This is a genomic window from Bradyrhizobium sp. AZCC 1721, from assembly GCF_036924715.1.
Taxonomy (GTDB): domain Bacteria; phylum Pseudomonadota; class Alphaproteobacteria; order Rhizobiales; family Xanthobacteraceae; genus Bradyrhizobium.
Genome location: NZ_JAZHSB010000001.1, coordinates 1,773,999 through 1,799,558 on the forward strand (window position 1 = coordinate 1,773,999; position 25,560 = coordinate 1,799,558).

A 25,560-nucleotide genomic window follows, 5' to 3' on the forward strand; every position below is an offset into this window, starting at 1 on the left:
GCGCAGGCCTCACAACACCCGATTACTCTCCTTCACCTTCTCCGCGTCGAGATACACGCTCGACCCCATCTCCTTGAACTTCTCCGACATCTGCTTCATGCCATCCTCGATCGTCCCACTCACCGACATCCCCACGCTCGCCGGATCGTTCAGCGTCGCCGCATAGTCCCGCACGTCCTGCGTGATCTTCATCGAGCAGAATTTTGGCCCGCACATCGAGCAGAAGTGGGCGACCTTGTGGGCTTCCTTTGGCAGCGTCTCGTCGTGGAAGCTCTTTGCCGTGTCCGGGTCGAGGCCGAGGTTGAACTGGTCGGTCCAGCGGAAGTCGAAACGGGCGCGGGAGAGCGCGTCGTCGCGGAGCTGGGCGGCCGGGTGGCCCTTGGCCAAGTCAGAGGCGTGGGCGGCGATCTTGTAGGTGATGACGCCGGTCTTGACGTCGTTGCGATCCGGGAGACCCAGATGCTCCTTCGGCGTGACGTAGCAGAGCATGGCGCAGCCGAACCAGCCGATCATGGCGGCGCCAATGCCTGAGGTGATGTGGTCGTAGCCCGGCGCGATGTCGGTGGTCAGCGGCCCAAGCGTATAGAACGGGGCTTCGCCGCATTCCTTGAGCTGCTTGTCCATGTTGATCTTGATCTTGTGCATCGGCACATGGCCGGGGCCCTCGATCATCACCTGGCAGCCCTTGTCCCACGCGATTTTTGTCAATTCGCCGAGCGTTTCAAGTTCGGCAAATTGTGCGCGGTCGTTGGCGTCGGCGATCGAGCCGGGACGCAGACCATCGCCGAGCGAGAACGAGACGTCATACTTGCGCATGAGGTCGCAGATCTCGTCGAAATGCGTGTAGAGGAAGCTTTCCTTGTGATGCGCCAGGCACCACTTCGCCATGATCGACCCGCCGCGCGACACGATGCCGGTGACGCGGTTGGCGGTGAGATGGATGTAGGGCAGGCGGACGCCGGCGTGGATCGTAAAATAGTCGACGCCCTGTTCGCACTGCTCGATCAGCGTGTCCTTGTAAAGCTCCCAGGTCAGCTTGACGGGATCGCCTTCGCACTTCTCCAGCGCCTGGTAGATCGGCACGGTGCCGATCGGCACCGGCGAGTTGCGCAAGATCCATTCCCGCGTCGTGTGAATGTTGCGGCCCGTGGAGAGGTCCATCACGGTGTCGGCGCCCCAGCGGATCGCCCATACCATCTTGTCGACTTCCTCCTCGACCGACGAGGTGACGGCGGAGTTGCCGATATTGGCGTTGATCTTGGTCAGGAAGTTGCGGCCGATGATCATCGGCTCGAGTTCGGCGTGGTTGATATTCGATGGAATGATCGCGCGGCCGCGCGCGATCTCGCTGCGGACGAACTCCGGCGTGATGAAGGCGGGGACCTCAGCGCCAAAGCTTTCGCCGTCTGCGAGCGCTGCTTCCGCGCGGTCGAGCTGCTGCTTGCGGCCGAGGTTCTCGCGCTCGGCGACGTAGATCATCTCCTTGGTGATGATGCCGGCGCGGGCGAATTCGAGTTGCGTGATCTTGTGCCCGTCGAGGGCGCGGATCGGCTTGTGGTGTGCGGTGAAGGCCTTTGCGGCGTGCGAGGCGCCGACATTGCCGTTGTCCTCCGGCTTGATCTCGCGGCCCTCATATTCCTCGACGCCGCCGCGCTCCTTGACCCAGGCGAGACGGTTGCGGGGGAGGCCGGCGTTGACGTCGATCACGACGGAGGGGTCAGTATAGGGGCCGGAGGTGTCGTAGACCGGCAGGTTCGGTTCACCCGCGGCTTCCGAGAGGATGATTTCGCGCAAGGGTACGCGGAGATCGGGCGCGGCGTCCGGCGTTGAAAAGATTTTTCGCGACGAGGGCATGGGCCCGGTGGTGACGGCGGGCAGGGTGGTGTCGGGGTTGGAGCGAATGTTCATATCGTATCCTCCGTTATCTTGTTGTCATTCCGGACGGCCCGACCTTCGGATTCATCCGGTAGCGAATGTGTGGCGCGAGCCCCCACCCGTCGCGCGCTGACGCGCGCGCCACCCTCCCCCGCAAGCGGGAGAGGGGAACGAGAGCTCGCGGCGCTCTCGGACGTAAATCGGAGAGAGTGACCAAGGGATCGCTGCGCCCCCTCTCCCGCTTGCGGGGGAGGGCCGGGGTGGGGGTGCCTCCGCGAGCGATGAAGTATCCGTTGTCACCAGATGTTTCTTCCGTCATTGCGAGCGCAGCGAAGCAATCCATCGCACCGCAAGCGGAGATGTGGATTGCTTCGTCGCTGCGCTCCTCGCAATGACGGCTGTGGCTGTTTCGCAAACTCATCACGCCGCCTCCGCGCTTTGGCCGAGCCACTGCCGCACCCGCGCGTCGGGGTCGGCGTTCTGGGTGACGTCGCTGACGACGGCGATCGAGTCGGCGCCGGCGGCGTAGATTTCGGCTGATTGTTCGAACTTGATGCCGCCGATCGCGACCAGCGGGATGTTGCCGATGCGCTTTTTCCATTCGGTGATCTTTGGAATGCCCTGCGGCGCAAAACGCATCGATTTCAGCGTGGTCGGGAAAATCGGACCGAGCGCGATGTAGTCCGGTTTGGCGGCAAGCGCGGTCGCCAACTCCTCGTCGTCGTGGGTGGAGATGCCGAGCGTCAGCCCTGCTTTGCGGATTTCGTTGAGGTCGGCGTCGACCAGATCTTCCTGGCCGAGATGCAGGTGCTTTGCGCCGGCGACGATCGCTGCGCGCCAGTAATCGTTGACCACGAGTTTGGCGTCGGTGCCCTTGATGACCTCCAGCGCGTCGGTCACGATCTGCAGCGCCCCGGCGTCGTCGAGGTTCTTGGCGCGCAACTGGATGGTGCCGGCGCCGAGCAGCGCCAGCCGCGCTACCCAGGCGACGCTGTCGACAACGGGATAAAAGCGATCAGGATACGGCATGCCAGAACGGTGTCCCGATCACAGGGGTGGAGGGCGAGGCGAAGTCGCGGGCTTCCATCAGGCCGGCTTCGTAAGCGGCGCGGCCGGCTTCGACGCCGAGGCGGAAGGCGTTGGCCATTGCGACGGGATCGGTTGCCTTTGCCACCGCGGTGTTGAGCAGCACGGCGTCGTAGCCGAGTTCGAGGGCGTGGGCGGCATGCGACGGGGCGCCGATGCCGGCATCGACCACCAGCGTCACGTCAGGCAGGCGCTCGCGCATCAGTTTTAGCGCATCGCGGTTGGTGATCCCCTTCGCGCTGCCGATCGGCGCGGCCCAGGGCATCACCACCTTGCACCCCGTTTCGACCAGCCGCATCGCCACCGAAAGATCCTCGGTGCAATAGGGGAACACCTCAAAGCCATCCTTGATCAGGATTCCGGCGGCTTCGACCAGGCCGACCACGTCGGGCTGCAGCGTGTCGTTGTCGGCGATCACTTCGAGCTTGATCCAGGGCGTACCGAACAATTCGCGCGCCAGCTTTGCGGTGGTCACCGCCTCGCGCACGCTGCGGCAGCCGGCGGTGTTCGGCAGCACGGTGACATCGAGCTCGCGGATTAGCGACCAGAACGCATCGCCGGTCTTGCCGCCGGCAGCCTCGCGCCGCAGCGACACCGTGACGATGTTGGCGCCGGAGGCGCGGATCGCCTCCTGCATGATCGCCGGCGAGGGATAGAGCGCCGTGCCGATCAGCAGGCGGGAGGAGAAGGTTTTGCCGTAGAAGTTCAGCATGGTGTCGCAACTTTCAATTCGTCGTCCCTGCGAACGCAGGGACCCCTAGCGTGAGCGCAATGGCGCTCATCGCGGCCGCGTGATCTCTCTTGTGGCGCCATGGCAGATACCGTCGTTCAGCACGAAGGCCGGTGGTTATGGGTCCCTGCGTTCGCAGGGACGACGTGTGGAGAGTGCGTGCGTTCATCCTCACCCTCCCTGTCGTGGCGTGATGATCTCGATTTCGTCGCCGGCTTTCAGCGCGGTCTCGGCCCAGCGGCTTTTCGGCAGCACGTCGTAATTCACGGCGATCGCGAAATGCGTGCCTTCGTATTCGAGCTCGGAGAGCAGGGCGTCGACGCGCTCCGAAGCGATCTCGCGCTGTTCGCCGTTGATGGTCACACGCATCGCATCACCTCATTGTCGATCTGGCCGCGCTGCACATAGTTCAGCGTCAGCTCGGCCAGCGCCGGCGCCACAAGAAAACCGTGGCGGTAAAGGCCGTTGACCGCGATCTTGTTCTCGCGAACCGTGATCCGCGGCAGATTGTCGGGGAAGGCGGGACGCAAGCCCGAACCGAATTCGACGATGCGCGCTTCGGCAAAGGCCGGATGCACGGCATAGGCCGCGCCGAGCAACTCCAGCGCCGAACGCACGCTGACGCCGGTGTCCTCGGCCTCGATCGAGGTCGCGCCCAGCATGAATATTCTGTCGCCGCGCGGGATGACGTAGAGCGGCCAGCGCGGATGGATCAACCGCACCGGGCGCAACAGCTCGACTTCGCTCGTCTCGATGATGATCATCTCGCCCTTGACGCCGCGCAATTCCGGCTGCTCGTCGCGCGCCGAGAGCCCGCGGCAGTCGATCACGATGCCGTCGAGATCTTCCGCACTGATATCGCAATCGAACTTGATCGTGCCGCCGGCGGCTTCGATGCGCGCATGCAGCTCGGGCAGCACCTTGCGCGGCTCGACATGGCCCTCCTCGGCATAGAACAGGCCGTCGCGAAAACGGCCGTCCAGCGAGGGTTCGAGCGCGCCGACGCCGCTTGCGTCGAGCCTGACATGGCCGTTGGTGAGTTTGGCAAAACGCTCGAAATCGGCGCGGTCGCGCGGATGCGCCACCACCAGCGATCCGTTGAACGGGGTATTAGGAAAGAGCTCGCGCCACAAATCGAGCGAGCGGAAGCCGAGCCGGCCGATCACGGGCTCGGACGTCTCTGCCTCGCAATAAGGCGCCAGCATGCCGCCGGCCCAGTGGCTGGTGGAAAGCGTCATAGCGGCGTCACTGCGCTCGTACAGAGTGACGGCGTGGCCGCCCTGTGCGAACAGCAGCGCCTGCCATGCGCCGGCAATGCCCGCGCCGATGATGGAGACGGGGGAATCCCCCCGCAGATCTGACTTCTGGTACATCCCTGTCCCTTCGCCGGTATGACCCGGATCAGGTTCAAAGGGTCACCGCGGTCCCAGACCTCTACTTTGAAGAAGTAGAACTGCCCAAGCTTGCGGTATCTCAGCTCCTCGTCGGAGCACCCCTCGGAACAGGGCTAATGTAGGCAGATGTGCCCGCGTGTCAACGCGGCTTTGCAGGAACTTGCAATGCTGCCGTGTCCCGGACGCAGCGCAGCGCCCTTTAGCGGTGCGCTGCTGAGCCGGGGCCCAGGACGGCTAGTATTGGGTCCCGGTTCTGCGGAGCAGCGCAAACGCGCTGCACCGCGCCCGGGACACGAGATTTAGCTATTTTGTCGCCTGCAGCGCGTTCGCGTCAGCCGGCGTTCCGACCGGCGCGGCGACGATTTTCGGCGTCGCACCGCTCGCCAGCACGGGCGCGATCTGCAGCGGCTTCTCCTGCCGCTGGCGCTTTGCGGCGTAATAATAGCCGCTCGCATAGTAACGCACGGCGCGGCCGTGATCGCCGCCCGCGGCGCGATAGGCGCCGGCGAGATATTTGATGCCCCAGGCGAGATTGGTGTCGGGATCGCGCAGCCCCGCGGCGTCGCCGGTGTAGCCGAGGCCGCGCGCGGTCGGCAGCTTGATCTGCATCAACCCGATGGTGCCGCCGCGTCCGACCAGGTTCGGATGATACTTGCTCTCGCGCACGATCACCCGGTGCACCAGCGCTTCCGGCACGTTGTTGGCGGCGGCGTGGGCGGCGACCATGCTTTGATATTGCGCGCGGCTCTGCGCCATTGCCGAGGGTGAAACCAGGAGCGCTGCCATGGCGGAAAGCCAGACAAACTTCAGAAAACTTTTCATAAAAATTGATCTCGGCGGATGGACGCGTGAACGAGTGGCGCTTTCGATTAGTTCCACCGGCGGGCCAAGATGTGGCGAAAAACGGACGGCATTACGGCGAGATGTCTGCGGGCGATGCATGTGTTAACGAGCACGTCCAGCGGGACGCTTACGTTGTGCGTGCGATGCATTGCATCGAGCGACGTGAATCTGCGTCATGCGGACGCGCAAGGAATGTCGTGCAAAAGACGCAGTCAAGGTGTAAAGAAGACGCCGGGACAAAAGCCAATTCATTCCGACAGCAAACCTGTCCATTCAACGATATTCAAAAAGCGAGACGTCGTTACGACGTCCGAAGTCTAGGGAGATGCGCCATGGCTCGACTCGACTCCAGCTATCTGCCTCGCGGAAATCCCTGTGCCCAGTGCGGCAAGCCGATCGCGAGACCGGATTGGGTCGAAAGCAGCCCGGGTCGCGCGTCCTTCCTCTGGTTCTGCCGCGCCTGCGACTATCGCTTCGAGGCGATCGCGATTTACGAGGACGCGGATCCCGACGCGCTCGCGGCCTGATCGGCTCAATTAATCTGCAATCGTTAGGCGGCCGGTCGCCGGCTGCGCTGCTGCACCGGCAGTTCTATCCGGACCAGCAGTCCGTGCGGCTGCCGGTCGTGCAGCGACAGCGCGCCGCCATGCGCCAGCACCACAGCATTGGCGATCGACAGCCCCAATCCGAAACCTGCGGCCTCGTCCATGTTGCGGGCGTCGTCGCCGCGCACGAACGGCTCCAGCACATCCTTCTTGCGTACATCCGAAATGCCGGGGCCGTCGTCCTCGACTTCGATGATCGCCAAGTCCGGTGGCAAGTTCGGTGACAAATCCGGTGACATGCGCAGGCGGACGGTCGCCTCGGTGCCGAAGCGGACGGCATTCTCAACCAGATTGGTGATGCTGCGATGCAGATCGTCGGGCCGCACGGTCGCCATCGCATGCGCGGGGCCGTCATAAGCGACCTTGTGCCCGATGTCGGCAAACTGGTCGGTGACGAGTTGCAGCGTGCTGGCAATATCGACCAGCGTCATCGCTTCCAGCCCGCGGTCGTTGCGCAGGAACGACAGCACGGATTCCAGCATCGAGCGCATCTGGTCGAGATCGCCGAGCATGCGTTGGCGATGCGTGCGGTCTTCGATGAATTCTGCGCGCAACCGCATCCGCGTGATCGGCGTTCGCAAATCATGGCTGATGGCGGCGAACATTTTGATGCGGTCGTCGAGCAGGCCGGTGATGCGCTGACGCATCCGGTTGAGCGCCTTCGCCAGGAAGCGGATTTCTTCCGGGCCGCGTTCGGGAAGCGGCGCCTCGGTGCCGTTCAGGCTGAAACTTTCGGCCGCCTTCGCAAACGACGACAGCGGCGCGGTTAGCGCCCCCGCGCCGCCCACAGCCCGAGCATCGACCACCGCCTCTTCCTCGGCACTGTTGATCGACACCAGAGCTGACGTTCCCTCGCCGCGCCTTGCAACCATCCTTTGTCGAATAGGAAAGGATGGTTGTCTCATTTGTCGAGGGCGGAACCGGTAACGCACTGCAGCGTTGGTTCTATACAGATGTGTGGAGGGTCCGATGGCAAGCGATGTCATGGCCAAGCCGCATCAGTTGATCGCGAGCGACCGCGTCGAGGGGACCGCGGTGCGCCGGCCGAACGGGGACATGATCGGCCACATCGAACGGCTGATGATCGACAAGGTCACCGGTAAAGTATCGTATGCAATCCTGAGTTTCGGCGGGTTTCTGGGCCTCGGAGCCAATCTGCTGCCGCTGCCCTGGGGACGGCTTCGCTACAACACGAAGTTCGAAGCCTACGAACTCGACATCGACGATGAAGAGTTGAGGCGCGCGCCGTCATTCCGTGCGGACAAGGATTTCGACTGGGGCGATCGCGCAAAGGAAGCCGAGCTGCATCGCTATTACCGTATGCCGCCTTACTGGGGCGGCTTCTGATGCAGTCGGATCGGCGTGTTTCATGCGAAAACGCGTGGAACACTTGTTGAAGTGCCGGGTTTTCCTCGAAGCGTTTCTGAACTGAGGAGAACGGATATGTTAACGAAAACTGCCGTTGCCGGCCTCGCGGCGTCCGCGTTGCTGGCGAGTGTAGCGTTTGCGCAGCAAAGTCCTTCGGCAACGACTGACAGCGCCAAGACCGCCGCACCTGCGGCTGCAACCGATACCTCGTCGTTCAAGGGTACCTGGCGGGCTTCGAAGCTGGTCGGCCTGAACGTGTACAACGATAGCAACGAAAGCCTCGGCTCGATCAATGATCTCCTGACCGACAAGAGCGGCGATATCAAAGCAGCCGTGATCGGTGTCGGCGGCTTCCTCGGCGTCGGCGAGCACCTGGTTGCGGTGCCCATCGACAAGGTGAAGTTCGTTGATGAGCCGGTTGCCTACACCGGCACCGCGGGTGCGCCCGCTACAGGTGGCGCACGGACAGGCGCAGGGGGAGGCACTGGCACGACGGGTGCCGCGACGGCGCCTGCCGCGCCGAAGAAGAATCCGTGGTATCCGGATCACGCTGTGTTCAGCGCGACGAAGGATCAGCTAAAGGCGATGCCGGAGTTCAAGTACTCGACCGAATGAGGCCGCGGTCTTAAACACCAGGCTCCCTCAAAATGGCTGGACGGCATCACGCCGCCCGGCCATTTGAGTTTGGAAATGCCCGTTCGCGCAATGGTGCAGCGCATCCTATCTGCGCGGATTTCCCGATGATAGGTTGTATCGTGGCAGGAGCATCTGCCTCCTGTCTTGCATGATCCTGCGTCAACGGGAGGACGACATGGCGGACAGCGTCTACAAGGTCATCGAGCTGATCGGCACCAGCAGCGAATCCTGGGAGAAGGCCGCCGCTGGCGCGGTCAGCCGCGCCGGAGAAACCCTGCGGGATCTTCGTGTTGCCGAAGTGGTCCAGCTTGACTTGCAGCTTGATGCCCAAGGCAAGGTGGAAGCCTACCGCGCCAAGCTGAAAGTCTCATTCAAGTTCGAGGGGGCGTAGTCGGCAGTTTCGTAGGGTGGGCAAGGCGCTTGCGCCGTGCCCACCATTTATCCACGATTGTTGCCTTAAGTGGTGGGCACGCTTGCGCTTTGCCCACCCTACGATCTTTGCGCACCCTACAATTTGCAACATCACAGCGCCGACAGTGCGCTGACGTAGACATCGATGGCGCCTTCCGCTTCGGCGATCACGCGCAGCGTTTTGGAATCGAAGGCGATGCCGGCGAGCCGCAGCTTGCTGATCTCGGCCGAGACCCGCAGGCCGTTCTCGTTCTTCTGAAGATCGGCGATCGCTGCTGCAATCTTCTTCTGCGCGTTGCCGGCGAACGGCTTGAGGTCGACGACAGCCTTGTCAGCCAGCGTTTTCTGCAAATGCGGGATGGCCGCGCGCGCCGCGGCGCCCAACAGCCCGAAGGCAGCCTCCGACTCGACGGCGAGTTCGATGTCGGTCAGCCGCAGCGTCTGCTCGGGCTGATCGAGCACCGGCTTGCCCCAGATATGCACATTGGCCTCGCCGCCGAGGCCCAAGAAGCTCTTCTTTTCCGTGGCGCTGACCAGAAGCGAGATCAGCAGGCGGTCGCCGGAAGCGGCCACGGTGGCGCGCTTGACCGTGACGTCGACCGCGCCCGACCCGTCTTCAGGAAAAGTCTTCCCGGCGAACTGCGCCTCCACGATCTTGTTGATCTCGGTGAACGGCATGTCGATGGGCACGCCGATCGCGACCCGTCCCGGCGTCGGTGGCACCATCGCGATCGTAGCGGGGAACGGACAGGACGGCTTGGTTTCGCTCGGTGTGATCCTGGTTTCCGCCTCGATGCCGAGCATCAGTGTCAGGTTCGAAGCATCGACGCGCGGCTGCGCGGCAACCGCCCGGGTGGGGCGCAATTCCAGCCACAGCGCCGGCATCGTCGAACCGGCTGTCGTGCCCTGCAGCGGAATAGAACGGCAGGCCTTGGCCCACTGCACCCGCGCGTTCCGTTCGAAAGTCGGATCGTTGCGCATGCGCGCCTGCACCAGCGCGATTTGCTCGGCGACATTCTGGTCGATCAACGGCTTCACCTGCGCGGGCACGTTGACGCGCGCGCCGGCCACGCTGAGGCTGGTGTCGCCGAGATTGACCTGCGCTGCGAGATTAGGCTCGATGCGCCAGTTCGCGGCGATCTGTGGTCGCGCTGATATGACGACGTTGCCCTTGATCTCGGCGCTGGCGTTGAGGTTCTTGATATTCACGCTGCCGATCTGCTTGGAGACGTTGCCGCCGAGCAGGCTTCCGAGTGCTTCGCCAACCGCACCCGTCGCCTTCGCCGACAGCGAGCCGGTTACGTTCAGTGTGCCCGTCAACGGCGTCGCCAGCGACAGCACGTCCTGCGCGCCAGTCGCTGCGATCGGCCCGCGCGACGCGGTCCAGCCGATGTCGGCGTTTTGCAGGATCTGCGAAATCGGATTGTCGGCCTTGCCGGCGAAATTGCGCGGCGCGCCGCGATCGGCGGCATCGCGGATCGCCGACAGCGCAATCGCAATCGGCGCCATCACCGTGGATGCGCGCGCCGCCGGCGGCAGCGGCGACAATTCGGCGAGCGCGGGCGCGCTGTTCGTGGCGCGAGGCGTGACGAAGTCCATCACCTTCAGGCTGACCACAAACGACATGACGAGGACCGCAAGCGCGATCGCAATGGTCTTGACCCGCATCGGCAGGTGCATCGTGCCCCCGGACCCCAATGAATCGCCCCACAGCGTTTTACAGGGGTGGCGAGGGGGACGCCACTGCACATTGCCGCGACCTTAGGTCAACGCAAAACGGCCCCGGCGAACGCCAGGGCCGCTTCTCGCATTAAGAAAAGCTAATGCCTCAACGGATGGTCCGGCCGAGATCGGCGCGGCGATCCGTCATCGGCAGCACGATCACCTTGGTTCCGACGCTGACCCGGGAATAGAGATCAATGACGTCTTCGTTGGTGAGGCGGAGGCAGCCTGAAGAAACGCGGGTGCCGATCGTCTCCGGCGCGTTGGTGCCGTGGATGCGATAGATGGTGCCGCCGAGATACATCGCGCGGGCGCCGAGCGGATTACCCGGGCCGCCGGTCATGTGGCGCGGCAAATAGGGTTGGCGGGCGATCATTTGCGGGGGCGGGGTCCAGGCCGGCCATTCGGCCTTGCGGGTGATGGTCTGGGTGCCCGACCAGGTGAAGCCGTCGCGGCCGATGCCGATGCCGTAGCGCATCGCCTGGCCGTTGCCGAGCACGAGGTAGAGATAGGTGTTCGGAGTATCGATGATGATCGTGCCCGGCGCCTCGCGGGTGTAGTAGTTCACGACCTGGCGGCGCAGGCGGGCCGGCAGCTCGAAGCGCTCTTCTTCCTCAGGCGCAGCGGCAACCGGCGGCGGGGCCGCTTCGATCTGGGGCAGGAAGAACGGAAACAGCGGCAGCGGAGCCGCAGTGGCGGGCGTGGAAAATGCGGTGGCGCCAATCGCCAGCGCGCCAAAGGCGGCGGCCGCGAAGCGGCTCAGTATCAATGAATTGGACATGATCGTCCCCCTGTTTGTCGCACCAGTTCGGCGCGTCGTTGGGGAAACCTCTACCGATGAACCGTTTCAGGACATTTGCACGAAATCGCCAAAATGGTTTCGTGGCGTTAGGGAATTGTTTCGTTAAGGTTTCGTTGCCCTCTCCCCTTGTGGGAGAGGGTGGATCGAATGAGCATCAGCTCATTCGAGACGGGTGATCTTTGGAGGCAACCCCTTCATCCGGCGCCATAGCCGATGCAAAGCATCGGCGTTCTAAGAGACGGCGCCTATGCCACCTTCTCCCATCCCTGAGAGCCTAAAGGGCGCGTGTAACCAATGCCGCCACCCGCCTCTGGAAGCCACTGATCTGTCTGAATGCTTCCCGCCGCTCTGATCCTTCAGGCAGCCGTTGCGCGGCTTCCCACAAGTTCACCAGCAACCGCGCCATATCGATCAATTCATTAAATTCCGGCATTCCAACGGTGCGTTGGCTCAATGTTAGGTCCTCTTGATACGAACGGACTAATATGAGGGAGGATCGCGGCTTGATGGCGCGCGGTCAGTAAGGGAAGAGAGTAATGTACAACTCGCCTTATTGATGCAGTTGCCGCGCGGAAGTACTGGCGCAGCAAAAGGTGCTCTTCTCCACGCACGCGGCGTAACATCGATCTCTACGTTTTACTCATGTTGAAAACGAGGATCGGTCAGCATTTGCGGCATCCCTGTGTCATGCAGCCGTCATATTGGAGCCGGTGCGTTCTAGGGCTATACGCTGATAATCGCTTGGCTTCTACCTTCACAGCCGAGGCCAAGGCGAGCTGGGTTCTCTCGCCCTCATGCTCCAGATCGTCCCAATAGGAGGCGATCAGCTTTCGGGGCGATGACTTCAACCGGATCAATAGGCGCAGCGAGTTGGAGTGGTCGGGACGTTGGTGGTGGACGAGGTTATCGTCCTCTGCCATGGGGGGCATGACGTGCTTTGCAATGCGCAGCCGCTCGGCACAAGGCTGGACCGGCTGCGCACCATTGCGGGCACAGGAACGGACATGAAAGCCGCGAGTTGATCGCTGAATGGCAGAAGTCGATCCTGACAGGGCTATTCGGCTATGAGAAACATCGTGAACGAGACCGGTGAGATCGTCGCCAAGGCAACGCATGACGGCACGTTGGTCGGCGGGCACCACCGCATCGCGGTGGCGGCTAGCCTCGGTCAAAAGCTGCTTTGGCAGGACAGCGGCGAACCTGTGAGCCTTGATGCCTTCTTCAGGCATCCGCATCCGAGTAGTTCTCAGGCGGCACATAGCTTGAGGCGCCCGCTGACGTAGCGCCAACAGGACCAGCCCTCACTGAGTATGACGAGGAGCACATCATCACGTACATGCGCATGCTTGATGCTGATCAACAAGCGACGCCTGCCTTTGCCTGTAACTTTCGACCATGGCAGGCGTAGCCTTCTCGGCTAGCGCCTTGATGGTGTGGAACGGATTGTTAGGGTCGCTTGGGGTCTCGGTCGTGGCAAAGGAGGTGATACAGGCCCCGCGAAGGCAACGGGCTTGGCCACGGGAGGCTGTGGCTGCACGACTGCCGCGTCGTTCACGGGACTGCTGTGGCGGCCTACAATGTAAGCCCCTAGCGCCGTGACAACCAGTAGAACGAGTAGCGTTTTTGCCCGCATACTCGCGCCACTACCGTTAGCCGGTTTTTCGAGCATTCATGGCCCGCTCAACCTCGTCGGCTAGTTGATCCAGATGCCGCGCAAGCCGGTCGAACATCTCGCGCTTCGCTTTGTCGATAGCCAAGTCCCTGACAAGCGCGCATTCGGCCGTGTCTTTGCGCAGCTTCTCCAAATGGGTTTGATAATCCTTCATTGTCTACTGCCTGTCTTAATTTTCCGTGACGGTGGCACGGAGAACAGGAGGCTGACCTAACAAATGTTAGGTCGTGGCCGACATTCGAGAAGGGAAAGAAAGGAAGAGCGCCGCAATACGTCCGGCGCCGGCAAATCTAATCGAAGGGGGAAAGCCCACCTAACCAATCAAGCCTGGCCAGCGCGCATTCGCGGTATGTCGGCTTGGCCGGTGGCAAGGACCGCACGGCGGTCAGCGACCGCGTGGTGGAATTGTTCGAGCGCGAGCCCAATCACCGAGAGGTCGCCGTCCTCGACTGCGCCGTCGTCATAGCAATCGAGCGCGTGACGCAATATGCCGTCGGCTGTGTTCTGCATCTCCGCCAGCTCTTCCGGCGTTTCCGCCTTGCGTACCCTAGAAATCAGGTCGAGCAGTTCGTCGCGATGGCCTACGTACACTTCGCGCTCGTCCCTGTTCCAGTAGTGCTTGAACCAGGCGCCGGCCGAGCCCAAGCCCGACAGGATCAGGATCGCGAACCAGATGTAGTCGGTGTATTTTTCGAGGAACGTTCGCTCGTTGCCGTCGATATAGGCGGCTGCGCCAGCATGCGCCGGTAGTGCGGCGTCCTTTTCGGTATCCGGCTTCTCGATCTGCGAGGCGGTAGGCAATTCACGCGCGAGCTGCTGGCGGTTGGTGAAGAGCTGGCGGGCGAAGGCGGCGACCGCCGTATCCGACAATGACTTCGGCGCGATGATCAGATGGTTGACGGCAACGGTGTCGACCTTGTCTTCCGGCCGCTGCGGCGAAGAGCCGAAGATGCTGGCGGGAATTTCCTCGGATTCGTAGATCGGGTTTTTCTTGGCGATCGCGTCGGAAACCTCGATCGGCAGGAATTTCGGCTCGCCGCGGGCAGCAGCCGTTGCAGCGATCGCGTCCACGGTGATCTTGCTCTTGAGCGGGCCTACCGCCATGAAGGCGTCGACCGACTGATCTTTCGCCATTTCGCCGAGCTGATTGGTGGCGAACTGGCTGATCGTGACCCTATCGGGATTGATGCCGGACTCCTTTAGAATACTGCGCAACAGCGCGACATTGGCCTGCGTCCGCCCGATCACGCCGACGCGGTGGCCGGCCAGTTCATCGAGACTCTTGATCTTGGGCGTGGGCTGCTTCTTCGAACCCTTGGCGGGAAGGCCGGAGGGCGCCCACAGCACGACGACATTCTTGCGCAGGATGGCAACCGACTCGGCATTCGTCGGCAGGTTCAGGTCGCCGCGGGCGACGGCGAGATCGGCCTTGCCGTCCGTGAACAGGGCGATGCTCTCCACCGCCCCTTCCGTCGTGATCGGCGTCAGCCGCACCGAGCTGCCCTCGCGCGCAAAGGTCTGCGCCATCAACTGGATCAGCTTCTGGTCGTCGCTGCCGGCCGGGCCGACCGCAATCCGCAGCGTCGTCGGCCGCAGCACGTAATACAACGTGCCCGCGGCGACGCCGAACGCGAGCATGCCGGCGGCAAGGATCAGAAGCGCATAGCTCTTTCGCTTCCGCCGGCGGCGGGATCGCGCAGAATTGTCGTTGTGGTCTGTCATCTCGCTGTCACGTTACACGAAAATGCGTGGAGGGGGCTTAAAAACATCCTTACATATCGATGACGTCATACGCTTGAAATATCCATGGCTGAACGTCGGATTTGAGAATCATTAATCTCGGGTCCGGGACATGAAGATATTGATTGCGACCGATGCGTGGCATCCGCAGGTGAACGGTGTCGTCCGCACGCTGACGTCGCTGGCGCGCAGCGCCGCTGCGCTCGATGCCGATATCAGCTTCCTCACCCCAGACGGGTTTCCTTCCCTCGGCGTGCCGACCTATCCCGGCTTACGCGTCGCGCTGCCGAACCGGCGCGAGATCGCGCGACGGATCGAAGAGGCGGCGCCCGACGCGATCCATATCGCAACCGAGGGGCCGATCGGCTGGATGGTGCGCGCCTATTGCCGGCGCCGCAAGCTTTCGTTCACCACGTCCTATACGACGCGCTTTCCCGAATATATCGCCGTCCGCACCGGGCTGCCGGCCGCCGTCGGCTATGCGGTGCTGCGGCAGTTTCATGCCGCGTCTTCCACGGTCATGGTCGCCACCGACTCGCTGCGGCAGGAACTTACTGGGCGGGGCTTTCGGAAACTTGGCTTCTGGACGCGCGGCGTCGACACCGAATTGTTCAACCCGCATAATCCTGCGACGCTCGATCTGCCGCGGCCGATCTTCATGACGATGGGCCGCGTCGCGGTGGAGAAGAATCTCGATGCGTTTCTGTCGCTCGACCTGCCGGGATCGAAAGTGGTTGTCGGCGACGGACCGCAGAAGGCGCAGCTCGCGCAAAAATACCCTGACGCAATTTTCCTCGGCGAGAAGAAGGGCGCGGAGTTGACCGCGCATCTGGCCGCCGCCGACGTCTTCGTATTTCCGAGCCTTACCGACACGTTCGGCGTCGTGCAGCTTGAGGCATTGGCCTGCGGCACCCCGGTCGCGGCATTCCCGGTCACCGGGCCAAAGGACGTCATTGCCGATCATCCGATCGGCGCGCTCGACACCGATCTGCGCAGCGCGTGCTTGCGCGCGCTGCCGATGTCGCGCGAGGCCTGCCGGAATTTTGCACTGGCGCGCTCCTGGGAAAACAGCGCGCGGCAGTTCCTCGGCAATCTGACCGCGCTGCAGCCGAGTCGCGTGTTGCGACCGGTGCGCCGGGTGCCTGCCGCGAGCGCCGTGCAGGGCTGAACCGAAAAGTTCGACCATCAACGCAAGTCATACGCGTGAGACGAGAAGGCAGAACCAACCATGGCAGACATCATCAAGCTTGACGGTACCAGATCCCTGGATTTCGACCGCGAAACGGTCGAGCAGGCCTACGATCGCTGGGCGCCGGTTTACGACCTCGTGTTCGGGGGCGTGTTCAGCAAGGGCCGCAAGGCGGCGATCCAGGCGACCAACAAGATCGGCGGCCGCGTGCTCGAGGTCGGCGTCGGCACCGGCATTTCGCTGCCGCTATACGCGCCGCATCTGCGCATCTTCGGCACCGACATTTCGGAAGCGATGCTGCAGAAGGCGAAGAAGCGCGTCGATGAACTCGGCCTGAAGAACGTCGAGGGCCTTGCCGTCATGGACGCCGAGAATCTCGAATTCCCCGACGATTGCTTCGACGTGGTGATGGCGCAGTATGTGGTCACTGCCGTGCCGAACCCCGAAAAAGCACTCGACGAATTCGCCCGCGTGCTGCGGCCGGGCGGCGAACTCATCATCCTCACCCGCGTCAGCGCCGATGCCGGCATGCGCCGCTTCATCGAGCAGCGGCTGCAGCCGGTGGTGCGTCCGCTCGGCTTCCGCACCGCCGAATTCGCCTGGTCGCGCTATGCGCAATGGCTGGCGGGCGCGCGCGGCATGGAGCTGGCGGAGCGCCGCCTGGTGCCGCCGCTCGGTCACTTCTCGCTGGTGCGCTTTCGGAAAATCGACGTCGCCGCGGCTGCCTGACGCGCCCTGATCGCCGTTGCGCCATCGCGCCGCTGCGAACTGTCACATGTCATTATCATGATGTCACATGCCGGACATCGAATCTCAGTAGAACGATCCCATCGCAATTTGGGGGAGAACATGATCAAGAACTTTCTGCAGGAACTGCGTACCCAGCGCTGGGACGACCATCGCTACTATCACCACAGCCGCATCAACCAGTCGCTGCACTTCGTCAGCGCGGCGAGCTTCCTGTTCGCCTACGCGATGCTGTTCTTCGATCCCGTGGTTTCGGCGCTGGTCGGCTGGCTGGTCTCGATGACGACGCGGCAGGCCGGCCACTTCTTCTTCGAGCCGCGCGGCTACGACCACGTCAACCAGGCGACCCACGAGCACAAGGAAGAGATCAAGGTCGGCTACAATCTGCAGCGCAAGGTCGTGCTGATGACGATCTGGGCGCTGTCGCCGCTGGTCCTGTATCTCGACCCGACCTTGTTCGGCCTGTTCACGCCCTGGACGTCGCCTGCGGACTTCATGCGGCAGGTCGCCAAGATCTGGCTTGCGGTCGGCATCGGCGGGCTGTTGTTCCGCACTGTCCATCTGTTTTTCATCCGCGACGTCGAGACCGGTCTGGTCTGGATGACCAAGATCCTCACCGACCCCTTCAGCGACCTGAAGCTGTACTACAAGGCGCCGCTGGCTCTCATGAAGGGCGAGCTGATCGATCCGGGTCTGGAGAAGCACGTCAAGCACGCGTGATTGTCGCGGCTTGATCCAGCGAGGCGTCATGGCCGGGCTTGTCCCGGCCATCCACGTTCTTGGGCACCAGCAATCTGCAATGTCAGTAGCAAGAAAGACGTGGATGGCCGGGACAAGCCCGGCCATGACGAAAGAGTCGATCGATATGCTACGAACTCTCAGCCCGTCATTGCGAGCGAAGCGACTCGTCCGCCGTAGCTTTAGCGAAGGCGGAAGCAATCCATCTCTCCGCGCGGGGATACATGGATTGCTTCGTCGCGGAGCCTGTCATCGGGCGGCGCTTCGCGCTGACCCGTTGGCTCCTCGCAATGACGAGAGTGGTCAAGATCAGGCGATGATGGCAGACGGAAGCGCGTTCCTAGCGCCGAAGCCTCTTGGCGAGCATCTCCCGCAGAATCCGCCGCTTGATATCCTTGTTCGTCAGCGAGCCATCATGCCACCACCAGCCGTCGCGCTTCATCTTCTCGCTGGCCGCGATAAACCGGTCGACCACCTCAGCGAAATCCGCATCCGTGTAGTTGAGGCTGAAGATCAGCCGGCCGGTGCCGACCCAGCTCAGCGCCAACCCTTCGGCACGCAGGTAGTATTGCAGCATCCAGTTGTAGCGGGACGGCTCGGTATATTGCACCGTCCAGATCGAGGAGATGTTGCTGACGCGGACCGGCAGATCCTGCGCGGCCAGCCGCTCGTTCAGCGCCTTGGCGCGGCCGTTCCAGGTCTCGTCGAGCCCCTGGTAGACGGCATTGAAATTCGGGCTGGCGAGGCGGCTGAGGAATTCGTCCATCGCCGTCATCACGTAAGGGTGCGAATTGAAGGTGCCGCGGGCAAAGCAGACGTCGGCGGGGCGATCGTCGCGGAAGCGCCGCATCAAGTCCTTGGCGCCGCAGACCACGCCGACCGGCAAGCCGCCGGCGAGGCTCTTGCCGTAGGTCACCATGTCGGCGCGCACGCCGAAATATTCCTGGGCTCCGCCGGCGGCGAGGCGGAAGCCGACGAAGACTTCGTCGAAGATCAAGACGATGCCGCGTTGGGTGCAAACCTCGCGCAATTTCTTCAACCAGTCGGTATAGGCCGCACGATCGAACGCGCCTTTTCGCGAACTGTCGACGAGTGCGGAATCGCCCGGCGCGTTGGCGTTCGGATGCAACGCCTGCAAGGGATTGACCAGCACGCAGGCGATGTCCTTGCGCGTGCGCAGCACATGCAGCGTGCGCTCCGACATGTCGGCGAGCGTATAGGTCTCATGCGGCGAAACCGGATTGCCGACGCCGGGCTGCACGTCGCCCCACCATCCGTGATAGGCGCCGGCAAAGCGAACCAGATGCGAGCGTTTGGTGTGATAGCGCGCCAGTCGCACCGCCTGCATGACGGCCTCGGTGCCGGACATGTGGAACGAGACTTCGTCGAGGCCGGAAATCTCGCACAGCCGGCGGACGTTGTCGGTGATGACGGGGTGATAGGGGCCGAGCACAGGACCCAGCGCGCGGGCGCGCTTTTCGGCTTCCGTGATGCACTCCTTGTAGAAGTCGTTGCCGAAAATGTTGACGCCGTAGGAGCCGGTCAGGTCGTAGAAGATGTTGCCGTCGACATCGGTGACGGTGACGCCGGCGGAAGACTGCATGAAGGCGCCGGTGCCGAGATTTTCGCGCACCAGCCGGCTGTACTGGAACGGGACGCGGTAGGTTTCCGTAAACTGCAGGTCGGAGATGTGCGTCGCGGCCTCGGCCGTCATCTGCCGGCCCTTGGCGTAGCGCTCCTCATAGAGGCAGGCGAGCCGGAAGAAGGCGTCCTGCCGCTGCATGGCGACATCGCTGGGCGCGCCGTCGGAAGCGAAGAAATTATCGATATCGAATTCGTAGTGCGGCACCAGCCGCGCGACCATCTTGGACATTTTGGAATGCCCGGTCAGCGAGCGGTGCTTTGCGCGCGACAGCGCCAGCCGCGCCTGCAATTTGGGGAACACTGCCGCGGCGCCAGCAACCGCAGCGGCGGACAGGGAAAGAATCGGAAGGGACGAATCCATGCCTGAAGCGCTAGCCAATCCTGCTGACAGATTGATGACAGTCCGGCGCCTGATCGCCCGCTTCACCCAGCAGGAGGACCTCAATTTCCTTCTGACCAACCGGGTCCCGCGGGCGGCGCTGACCCGCTTCATGGGCTGGTTCAGCAAGATCGAAAATCCGCTCGTGCGTGATTTCTCGATTGGCTGCTGGCGGCTGTTTTCCGATCTTGATCTGTCGGAAGCCAAGAAAGCCGAATTCAAGAGCCTGCACGATTGCTTTACGCGCGAGCTGCGCCCGGGGCTGCGGCCGGCGGATCCCGACCCGCACGTCGTCGTCAGCCCGTCCGACGGTATCATCGGCGCGTTCGGCAAGATCGCCGATACCGAGCTGTTTCAGATCAAGGGCGCGCCTTACTCGCTGATCGACCTGCTCGGCGATCCCGCGCTGGTCGAGCAGCATCGCAACGGCCGATTCCTGACGCTCAGGCTGACGTCGAGCATGTATCACCGCTTTCACGCGCCGTATGACGCCACGATCAAGAGGGTGACATTTATCCACGGCGATGTCTGGAACGTCAATCCGATCGCGCTGAAGCGGGTCGAGCGTCTGTTCTGCAAGAACGAGCGCGCCGTGCTGCAGGCGCGGTTGCCATCGGGCGAGGCGCTGACGCTGGTACCGGTTGCCGCCATTCTCGTCGCCAGCATCCGCCTGCATTTCCTCGATGTCACACTCAACGCGCAGAGCAGGGGACCGGTGGACTTCGCCTGCCTTGCGCGGGTCAAGAAAGGCGACGAGCTCGGCTGGTTCGAGCACGGCTCGACCATCATCGTGCTGGCGCCGGAGAATTTCGAATTTTGCGACAACGTCGCGGAGGGCGGGCGCATCCGCGCCGGCGAACGACTGTTGCGAAAGCCGCAGGTTTAAGCTCGATTCTCGGAACTATTGTCTCTATATGCTCGCGGTCGCAGTTGCGAAAAAGCGGGAAGAGATAGATGGCGAGAGCGCCTGTCATGGCGGCAGGAGGAATCGTGTTGCGGCAGGCGGAGCCGCCGCTGATCGCCGTGGTGCGCCTGCGCAAGCGCAATGAATGGGTCTTGCCGAAGGGCAAGCTCGACGACGGCGAGACGCCGCGCGCCGCTGCCGAACGCGAGGTGATGGAAGAAACCGGGCACGACGTTGCCGTGCATGAATTTCTGGGTACGCTGGCCTATGAATCGCGCGGCGGCGCCAAGGTGGTGCATTACTGGCGCATGGAGGCGGGTGATCTGCCCACGCGCACACCGATGCGCGACGTGAAGGCGGTGGACTGGCTGCCGCTCGCCGACGCCGTCAAACGGCTGTCGCGCGGCTATGAGCGCGCGTTTCTGGAAAATGTCGGGCCGATCGCAATGGCAGCGGCGAATGGTGTGGAAGGCGTAGCGTTGCCGATGTCGGTGCACCCTGTCGAGGTGCCCCAAGCCCAGCGTGTGGGCTTTCTTCAAAATCTGCTTCGGTTATTCCGCTAACTAGTGTCCCGGGCGCGATGCAGCGCGCTCCGGCGATGCGAAGCATCGTCCGGCAGCGCTGCTTCGCAGAACCGGGACCCACACGCCACCTGGAAAACGTGGACCCCGGCTCTGCGGTGCACCACCGCGTGGCGCACCGCGTCCGGGGAACGTCCTCATCAGCTCACGCGTTTCCAGGTCTGGCCGCCGCAGAACATGCCGCCGAAGGCGCAGCCCTGGACGCGCAGTGAGCTGGTGCCCTTCAGCGCGATCGTCGAGTCGTAGTTGCGGCCGCTGTCGGGATCATGAATCCGGCCGGTCCACTTGCTGCCCTGCGGCTTCATGTTGATCAGGATCCTTTCCCCGGTGTTGACGGAATAGCCGCACAGGTTGGCGCCGCATTGCTCGATGCGCACGTTGCCCTTGTTCTCTTCCGTCGCCCAGACGCCGATCGGCGAGTCGGCAGCGGGCGCTGCGGCCTCGGCCGGTTGCGGTGCAGGCGCGGCGGCGGCCGGGGCGGGCGGCGGAGGCGGAGCGGGCGGTGCTTCGGTTTGTGCCGGCGTCGCGGCCGCGACGGTGGTTTGAGCGGGCGCAGGCGTTGCAGTTGGTGCCGCGGGAGCCGCAGGCTGCGGCGCGGCGGCCTGGGCGGGTGCAGGAGCGGGTGCCGCGGGTTTGGCCGGCGCGGTCGCGACGACCTCATCGTCGTCCTTGCTCTTCGAGCCCAAGCCCTTGAGGTCGATGTTGCCGAGCGTGCCGTTATAGCCGGGCGCGGTAATCTTGATGCAGGAAATGGCGTTGCAGCTGCGCGGCGATTCGACACGAATGCGCTCGCCGTTGATCTGGAGGGTAATGCCGCCCGCATGCGCCGAGGTGGTGGCCATCAACAATGCGGCGAGGATGTACAGCTTCTTCATGAGAGCCTCCTGAGCGGCTTGTGCGCGGTGGCGGTGAACGTGGCCGGACCCTACGCGGGCACAGGGATAAGCTCTGTGATGCAGGTCACGAAGCATCAGGCAGCGCCGAAGTGGCTCGGTGATTCAAATCACATCCAGCCGAAGTTCCCGGCGACTAATTTTCCGCGATCATCCGCGGGAGGCTTCGATGAAACAGCTTTGTTTTCTCGCCGTGCTGATGCTGCTTGCTTCTTCAGCCCATGCCGGCGCGATTTCATTCAAGATCGGCAGCCATCGGGTGCACATCGAATCCTCCAGGCATTGCCGTTCGACGTCCTGTGCCTCGATGTCGGTCTCCAGAAGCCTCAACTGGCGCCACAAACGCGACCGCCATGGCAATGATCGCGATGGGGCCATGCCGGCGAAGCCTGCACCACAGACGGTTTCGCCGCCTGTGCCGCCATCGGAGCCGCCCAAGGCCATCGCCGCGCCCCCGCCGGCCGTCTACACCCCGGCCGCATCGATGACGCAAATCGTCGCGGCGCCACCGCCGCCACTGCCGCCTGCGCCCCCGCCGGCTCAGCAGGTTTCGATTCCATTGCCGCCGCCGCCACCGCCTGCGAAACCGGCCGAAACTGTCCAGCCTGCGCTACAGGCTGAACGCGTCTCGCGTCAGGCCGAGGATGAACCTTCGGATTCGCCGATCGGCGACTGGCAAACCGAGGGCAAGGGAAGGGTGCGGATCGGAAAATGCGGCAGTGCGCTGTGCGGCTATGTGCTCAATTCATCCTCGAACGAGAAGGGTGAGGCTATTCTGATCAACATGAAGCCGAAGACGGAAAGGCAATGGACCGGCGGCGTCTACAGCCAGGACAGCGGCGAGACGTATTACGGCACGATGTCGATGAAGAGGATCGATACGCTTCGCGTCGAGGCCTGCGCGTTTCTCCGCTTCTACTGCTCCGGTAACAATTGGAGCCGCATCATGCGCCGCGCTGACAGCCTGGTGATGGTGTCCGAGCCGCGCTCATGAATGGCTCGCGAAAACGCCCGGTGACTTGGTCACCGGGCGTTCGGGTCCATTGTCTGGACGGGTAGTCTAGAACACGCCAAGTACAATCGCGCCGACGAAGGCAATTGCAACATACGCGGTTACAAGGCCAAGTCTGCTGACGAGAGGACCTACGAAATCCATTGGGAAGGCTCCCTGGGTTCACGTCTGCCCGCACCTAACACTTAAGGTTAGCAAAACGTTCCCGGCCCAAAAAGTCAGCGCCGCTGTCCATCCAGGGCTCTCGACGGCCGGAAGCCCCGGCAACGTGGTAAAAAAATCGTTAAATCAACATGTTGAAGAGTCTTTAAATAAATTGGTTGAACGTGCGCGGGATGACGCGCGGAGTTCGTTTGTATCTCGTCGGCTCCTTCGTCCTCGTCTCGCTAGCGGGTTGTGGCCGCGGATTTTTTCAGTCCGCCGAGCGCGAACCGTGGCGTACCGAGGCCGAGATCGCTTGCCTGAAGTCCGGCGCGGTCAAAGAGAGCCCGGAGCTCGTCCGGATCGATCCGATCTCCGGTCCCGGCGTGTGCGGCGCGGAATATCCGCTGAAGGTGGCGGCGCTCGGCGAAAACAACACCTCTTTCGGCTTTGCCGACGAAAGCCTGCGGCCGCCCGCCAATATCGGTAATCAGCCGCGCTGGCCGATCGCGCGCGCCCCGGCAGCGGCTCCGTCCCAAGGAAACTATTCCGGAAACTATTCCGGGAACTCTTCTGGGAGCTATTCTGGAAACTATCCGGATCCGGCGCCGCGCCAGCCGAACTATGCTGCGTCGTCGAACGGTCCGATCTCGCTCTCCGCACCGGGTGTTGCCTCGCAGCAGGATGATATCGATCTGCCGCCCGAAGGCGTGCCGACGCCACACGGCGGCGGCTATGCGGCGCCACCGTCCTATCCACCGCGTGACCGTTATACCGCGCCGTCTCCTGCGCCGTATCCGCCGCCATCCTATCCGCCATCGCCGGCCGCGCCGCGGCTCGGGCCTCCGCAAGGCAATTCCGTCAGCGCCTTCGGTCAGGTCTCGATGAAGCCGGCGGCGACGCTGGCGTGTCCGATCGTCTCCGCGCTCGACCGCTGGCTCACCGATTCCGTGCAGCCGGCGGCGATGCGCTGGTTCGGCGTGCGCGTCGTCGAGATCAAGCAGATCTCGGCCTATTCCTGCCGCGGCATGAACGGCAATCCGCATGCGCATATTTCCGAGCACGCGTTCGGCAACGCGCTCGACATCGCAGCCTTCACGCTCGCCGACGGCAGGCGCATCACGGTCAAGGGCGGCTGGCGCGGCGTGCCGGAAGAGCAGGGCTTTCTGCGCGACGTGCAGGCGGCCGCCTGCCAGCAGTTCAACACCGTGCTGGCGCCGGGCTCCAACTCCCACCACGAGGATCACATTCACGTCGACCTGATGCGCCGTCCCTCGCGCCGCACCATCTGTCAGCCCGCCGCGGTATCAGGCGAACAGGTCGCCGCGCGCGCCCAGCGTAACCCTTACGCGTCACGCGATCCGTATTCGACGGGATCGCTCGGAGCCAAGAAATCGATCTCGCGCTGGTTCAGGGGCAACAGCAAGGTCAATGAGGAAGACGAGTACGAGGATCATTAGAATTCGTCGCGTGCAGGAGCGATTTTCCGCTCTGGCTTCGATGGACGAAGACGGACGCGGCTAGCTAGACAATACGAATATCCGTCAATCGAAAATCGTTTCCCTTGCAAAGCAAGGGAACATTCATTTCCTTTGCCAGGGCGTATGAGAAGCAGTCTCCGTAGTTCAATGTTGCAGCATGGCCGGTGCCTTTTCCGAACCGTACGTGGGCTGAGCGGGCCGCACGCGCCTGTTCCTGCGTTACCGGTTCGATCCGGATTCCCGCCGCTTCAATGAAGTCATCCAGCCATCGCTCCGCCTTGTCCGGAGCGACCTTCTTCAGTCCGCGCAGCACAATCGAAGTCTCTACGACGTTGGCGGACGACATGATTGGATCATCGTCGGTAGCGATGCATCGAGCATAATGCGAGGCATCATCTTCCTGCCGGAAGATCGCAACGATTGCAGAGCTATCAATGACGATCACGTTGGCAGGCCGTTTTCGTCGTATCCAAGAATCTCTTCAGGGCTTCGTCCACTGTCGGGTAAGGCCGCATATCGGCTGCCTATCTTCATCAGCCGTGCGGCGACATTGTCGGTGTTGCGCCGTCGACGCTCGCGAGCCAAACGTTCACGCAACGCCACGGTTACAGCCGATGTAAGGTTCTCGCCCGTGAGCTGAGCCAATTCGGTAGCCAGCTTATGTGCTTCATCGTTCTTGATGTTCAGGTGCATAGCCGCCGCCTCATGTTGATGGTAGAAATATATGGAAATTCTACCATTAGCGCAAGGGCCCGCGAAATCTACGGCATGGATGGGAAAGTGCTGCCGAATGTCGGCAAGATTTTCCGGTGCGGTGCCCCTTCCGAGAAAGAAGTCGCCAGCCTTATCAATCGTTTCCACGCTGGCATGGTGATTGCTTTCCCCTGAAACTACCAAGGGAAAGGTGTATCCGTGATTACGAGTACAGCCAATGCCGGGAGCTATTTGCGCCTCGCGCAAGCATCTC

27 protein-coding genes, 1 pseudogene and 1 riboswitch are annotated in these 25,560 nt (G+C 62.8%); of the genes and pseudogenes, 11 read left to right on the forward strand and 17 right to left on the reverse strand.

Annotated elements, in window-relative coordinates; all coding sequences use genetic code 11:
• Positions 1–9: 9 nt before the first annotated feature.
• From thiC to V1273_RS08700, 6 genes are all read right to left on the reverse strand, one after another.
• A complete protein-coding gene (thiC, locus tag V1273_RS08675) occupies positions 10–1,908 on the reverse strand; it encodes a phosphomethylpyrimidine synthase ThiC (RefSeq protein ID WP_334409273.1) in 1,899 nt (632 codons plus the stop codon).
• A 387-nt stretch (positions 1,909–2,295) separates the two neighbouring features.
• Positions 2,296–2,904 carry a thiamine phosphate synthase gene (locus V1273_RS08680; protein ID WP_334367374.1) on the reverse strand — a complete coding sequence of 203 codons (609 nt, stop codon included), beginning with the start codon at positions 2,902–2,904 and terminating at the stop codon, positions 2,296–2,298.
• Positions 2,891–3,673, reverse strand: a complete 783-nt coding sequence (locus V1273_RS08685) for a thiazole synthase (protein ID WP_334409274.1) — start codon at positions 3,671–3,673, stop codon at positions 2,891–2,893. Before V1273_RS08685 ends, V1273_RS08680 begins: the two co-directional genes overlap by 14 nt.
• 189 nt (positions 3,674–3,862) lie before the next feature.
• Positions 3,863–4,060: a sulfur carrier protein ThiS gene (gene thiS, locus V1273_RS08690; RefSeq protein WP_028349567.1), complete on the reverse strand. Its 198-nt coding sequence runs from the start codon at positions 4,058–4,060 to the stop codon at positions 3,863–3,865.
• Complete coding sequence (locus V1273_RS08695; protein ID WP_334409276.1) at positions 4,051–5,064, reverse strand: FAD-dependent oxidoreductase; 1,014 nt, start codon at positions 5,062–5,064, stop codon at positions 4,051–4,053. Before V1273_RS08695 ends, thiS begins: the two co-directional genes overlap by 10 nt.
• Positions 5,052–5,198, reverse strand: a riboswitch (TPP riboswitch). It overlaps the preceding gene by 13 nt.
• Before the next feature lie 190 nt (positions 5,199–5,388).
• On the reverse strand, positions 5,389–5,907 hold the full coding sequence (locus V1273_RS08700) for a transglycosylase SLT domain-containing protein (protein WP_442893713.1): 519 nt from the start codon (positions 5,905–5,907) through the stop codon (positions 5,389–5,391).
• A gap of 353 nt (positions 5,908–6,260) precedes the next feature.
• Here V1273_RS08700 and V1273_RS08705 point away from each other — a divergent pair, with 353 nt between their 5' ends.
• Positions 6,261–6,455 (forward strand): hypothetical protein, encoded by a 195-nt coding sequence (locus V1273_RS08705; protein WP_334367378.1) that lies wholly within the window; start codon positions 6,261–6,263, stop codon positions 6,453–6,455.
• Between the two features lie 23 nt (positions 6,456–6,478).
• Here the strand turns inward: V1273_RS08705 and V1273_RS08710 are convergent.
• Positions 6,479–7,335 (reverse strand): annotated as a pseudogene (locus V1273_RS08710) (ATP-binding protein); the annotation flags it as partial.
• 167 nt (positions 7,336–7,502) lie between these two features.
• Here V1273_RS08710 and V1273_RS08715 point away from each other — a divergent pair.
• The 3 genes from V1273_RS08715 (at position 7,503) to V1273_RS08725 (ending at position 8,928) form a co-directional block, all read left to right on the forward strand.
• Complete coding sequence (locus V1273_RS08715) at positions 7,503–7,880, forward strand: PRC-barrel domain-containing protein (protein WP_334367379.1); 378 nt, start codon at positions 7,503–7,505, stop codon at positions 7,878–7,880.
• Between the two features lie 96 nt (positions 7,881–7,976).
• Positions 7,977–8,516, forward strand: coding sequence for a PRC-barrel domain-containing protein (locus V1273_RS08720; RefSeq protein WP_334409277.1), 540 nt, complete (start codon positions 7,977–7,979; stop codon positions 8,514–8,516).
• Between the two features lie 196 nt (positions 8,517–8,712).
• Positions 8,713–8,928: a dodecin family protein gene (locus V1273_RS08725; RefSeq protein WP_334383463.1), complete on the forward strand. Its 216-nt coding sequence runs from the start codon at positions 8,713–8,715 to the stop codon at positions 8,926–8,928.
• A 131-nt stretch (positions 8,929–9,059) separates the two neighbouring features.
• Here the strand turns inward: V1273_RS08725 and V1273_RS08730 are convergent, their stop codons facing one another.
• From V1273_RS08730 to V1273_RS08755, 6 genes are all read right to left on the reverse strand, one after another.
• Positions 9,060–10,628: a DUF4403 family protein gene (locus V1273_RS08730; protein ID WP_334409279.1), complete on the reverse strand. Its 1,569-nt coding sequence runs from the start codon at positions 10,626–10,628 to the stop codon at positions 9,060–9,062.
• Between the two features lie 148 nt (positions 10,629–10,776).
• Positions 10,777–11,451, reverse strand: coding sequence for a L,D-transpeptidase (locus V1273_RS08735; RefSeq protein WP_334367382.1), 675 nt, complete (start codon positions 11,449–11,451; stop codon positions 10,777–10,779).
• Positions 11,452–11,746: 295 nt separating this feature from the next.
• Positions 11,747–11,926, reverse strand: coding sequence for a hypothetical protein (locus V1273_RS08740; protein WP_213287814.1), 180 nt, complete (start codon positions 11,924–11,926; stop codon positions 11,747–11,749).
• Between the two features lie 208 nt (positions 11,927–12,134).
• Positions 12,135–12,701, reverse strand: a complete 567-nt coding sequence (locus tag V1273_RS08745) for a hypothetical protein (RefSeq protein ID WP_334409283.1) — start codon at positions 12,699–12,701, stop codon at positions 12,135–12,137.
• A 420-nt stretch (positions 12,702–13,121) separates the two neighbouring features.
• Complete coding sequence (locus V1273_RS08750; protein WP_334409284.1) at positions 13,122–13,298, reverse strand: hypothetical protein; 177 nt, start codon at positions 13,296–13,298, stop codon at positions 13,122–13,124.
• 167 nt (positions 13,299–13,465) lie between these two features.
• Positions 13,466–14,866, reverse strand: coding sequence for a TAXI family TRAP transporter solute-binding subunit (locus V1273_RS08755; RefSeq protein WP_334367386.1), 1,401 nt, complete (start codon positions 14,864–14,866; stop codon positions 13,466–13,468).
• 130 nt (positions 14,867–14,996) lie between these two features.
• On the opposite strand from V1273_RS08755, the gene V1273_RS08760 reads away from it, so the two are divergent.
• The 3 genes from V1273_RS08760 (at position 14,997) to V1273_RS08770 (ending at position 17,540) form a co-directional block, all read left to right on the forward strand.
• Positions 14,997–16,052 (forward strand): glycosyltransferase family 4 protein, encoded by a 1,056-nt coding sequence (locus tag V1273_RS08760; protein ID WP_334409285.1) that lies wholly within the window; start codon positions 14,997–14,999, stop codon positions 16,050–16,052.
• Between the two features lie 60 nt (positions 16,053–16,112).
• Positions 16,113–16,802 carry a class I SAM-dependent methyltransferase gene (locus V1273_RS08765; protein WP_065749648.1) on the forward strand — a complete coding sequence of 230 codons (690 nt, stop codon included), beginning with the start codon at positions 16,113–16,115 and terminating at the stop codon, positions 16,800–16,802.
• Between the two features lie 120 nt (positions 16,803–16,922).
• On the forward strand, positions 16,923–17,540 hold the full coding sequence (locus tag V1273_RS08770; RefSeq protein ID WP_334367388.1) for a hypothetical protein: 618 nt from the start codon (positions 16,923–16,925) through the stop codon (positions 17,538–17,540).
• Between the two features lie 358 nt (positions 17,541–17,898).
• Here the strand turns inward: V1273_RS08770 and V1273_RS08775 are convergent, their stop codons facing one another.
• Complete coding sequence (locus tag V1273_RS08775; protein WP_334367389.1) at positions 17,899–19,563, reverse strand: aminotransferase class III-fold pyridoxal phosphate-dependent enzyme; 1,665 nt, start codon at positions 19,561–19,563, stop codon at positions 17,899–17,901.
• Positions 19,564–19,597: 34 nt separating this feature from the next.
• Here V1273_RS08775 and asd point away from each other — a divergent pair, with 34 nt between their 5' ends.
• Positions 19,598–20,467, forward strand: a complete 870-nt coding sequence (asd, locus tag V1273_RS08780) for an archaetidylserine decarboxylase (RefSeq protein ID WP_334412185.1) — start codon at positions 19,598–19,600, stop codon at positions 20,465–20,467.
• A 68-nt stretch (positions 20,468–20,535) separates the two neighbouring features.
• Complete coding sequence (locus V1273_RS08785; RefSeq protein WP_334367390.1) at positions 20,536–21,048, forward strand: NUDIX hydrolase; 513 nt, start codon at positions 20,536–20,538, stop codon at positions 21,046–21,048.
• A gap of 158 nt (positions 21,049–21,206) precedes the next feature.
• Here V1273_RS08785 and V1273_RS08790 read toward each other — a convergent pair whose 3' ends face one another.
• Positions 21,207–21,941 carry a DUF2147 domain-containing protein gene (locus V1273_RS08790; RefSeq protein ID WP_334383460.1) on the reverse strand — a complete coding sequence of 245 codons (735 nt, stop codon included), beginning with the start codon at positions 21,939–21,941 and terminating at the stop codon, positions 21,207–21,209.
• 187 nt (positions 21,942–22,128) lie between these two features.
• On the opposite strand from V1273_RS08790, the gene V1273_RS08795 reads away from it, so the two are divergent.
• Positions 22,129–22,953 (forward strand): DUF2147 domain-containing protein, encoded by an 825-nt coding sequence (locus V1273_RS08795; protein WP_334409286.1) that lies wholly within the window; start codon positions 22,129–22,131, stop codon positions 22,951–22,953.
• 353 nt (positions 22,954–23,306) lie between these two features.
• Positions 23,307–24,572 (forward strand): extensin-like domain-containing protein, encoded by a 1,266-nt coding sequence (locus tag V1273_RS08800; protein WP_334383458.1) that lies wholly within the window; start codon positions 23,307–23,309, stop codon positions 24,570–24,572.
• A 64-nt stretch (positions 24,573–24,636) separates the two neighbouring features.
• Here V1273_RS08800 and V1273_RS08805 read toward each other — a convergent pair whose 3' ends face one another.
• Positions 24,637–25,038 carry a type II toxin-antitoxin system VapC family toxin gene (locus V1273_RS08805; RefSeq protein WP_334409287.1) on the reverse strand — a complete coding sequence of 134 codons (402 nt, stop codon included), beginning with the start codon at positions 25,036–25,038 and terminating at the stop codon, positions 24,637–24,639.
• The gene (locus tag V1273_RS08810; RefSeq protein ID WP_334409288.1) at positions 25,035–25,553 is read right to left on the reverse strand and encodes a type II toxin-antitoxin system VapB family antitoxin; all 519 of its coding nucleotides are present in this window, start codon (positions 25,551–25,553) and stop codon (positions 25,035–25,037) included. Before V1273_RS08810 ends, V1273_RS08805 begins: the two co-directional genes overlap by 4 nt.
• Positions 25,554–25,560 lie beyond the last annotated feature (7 nt).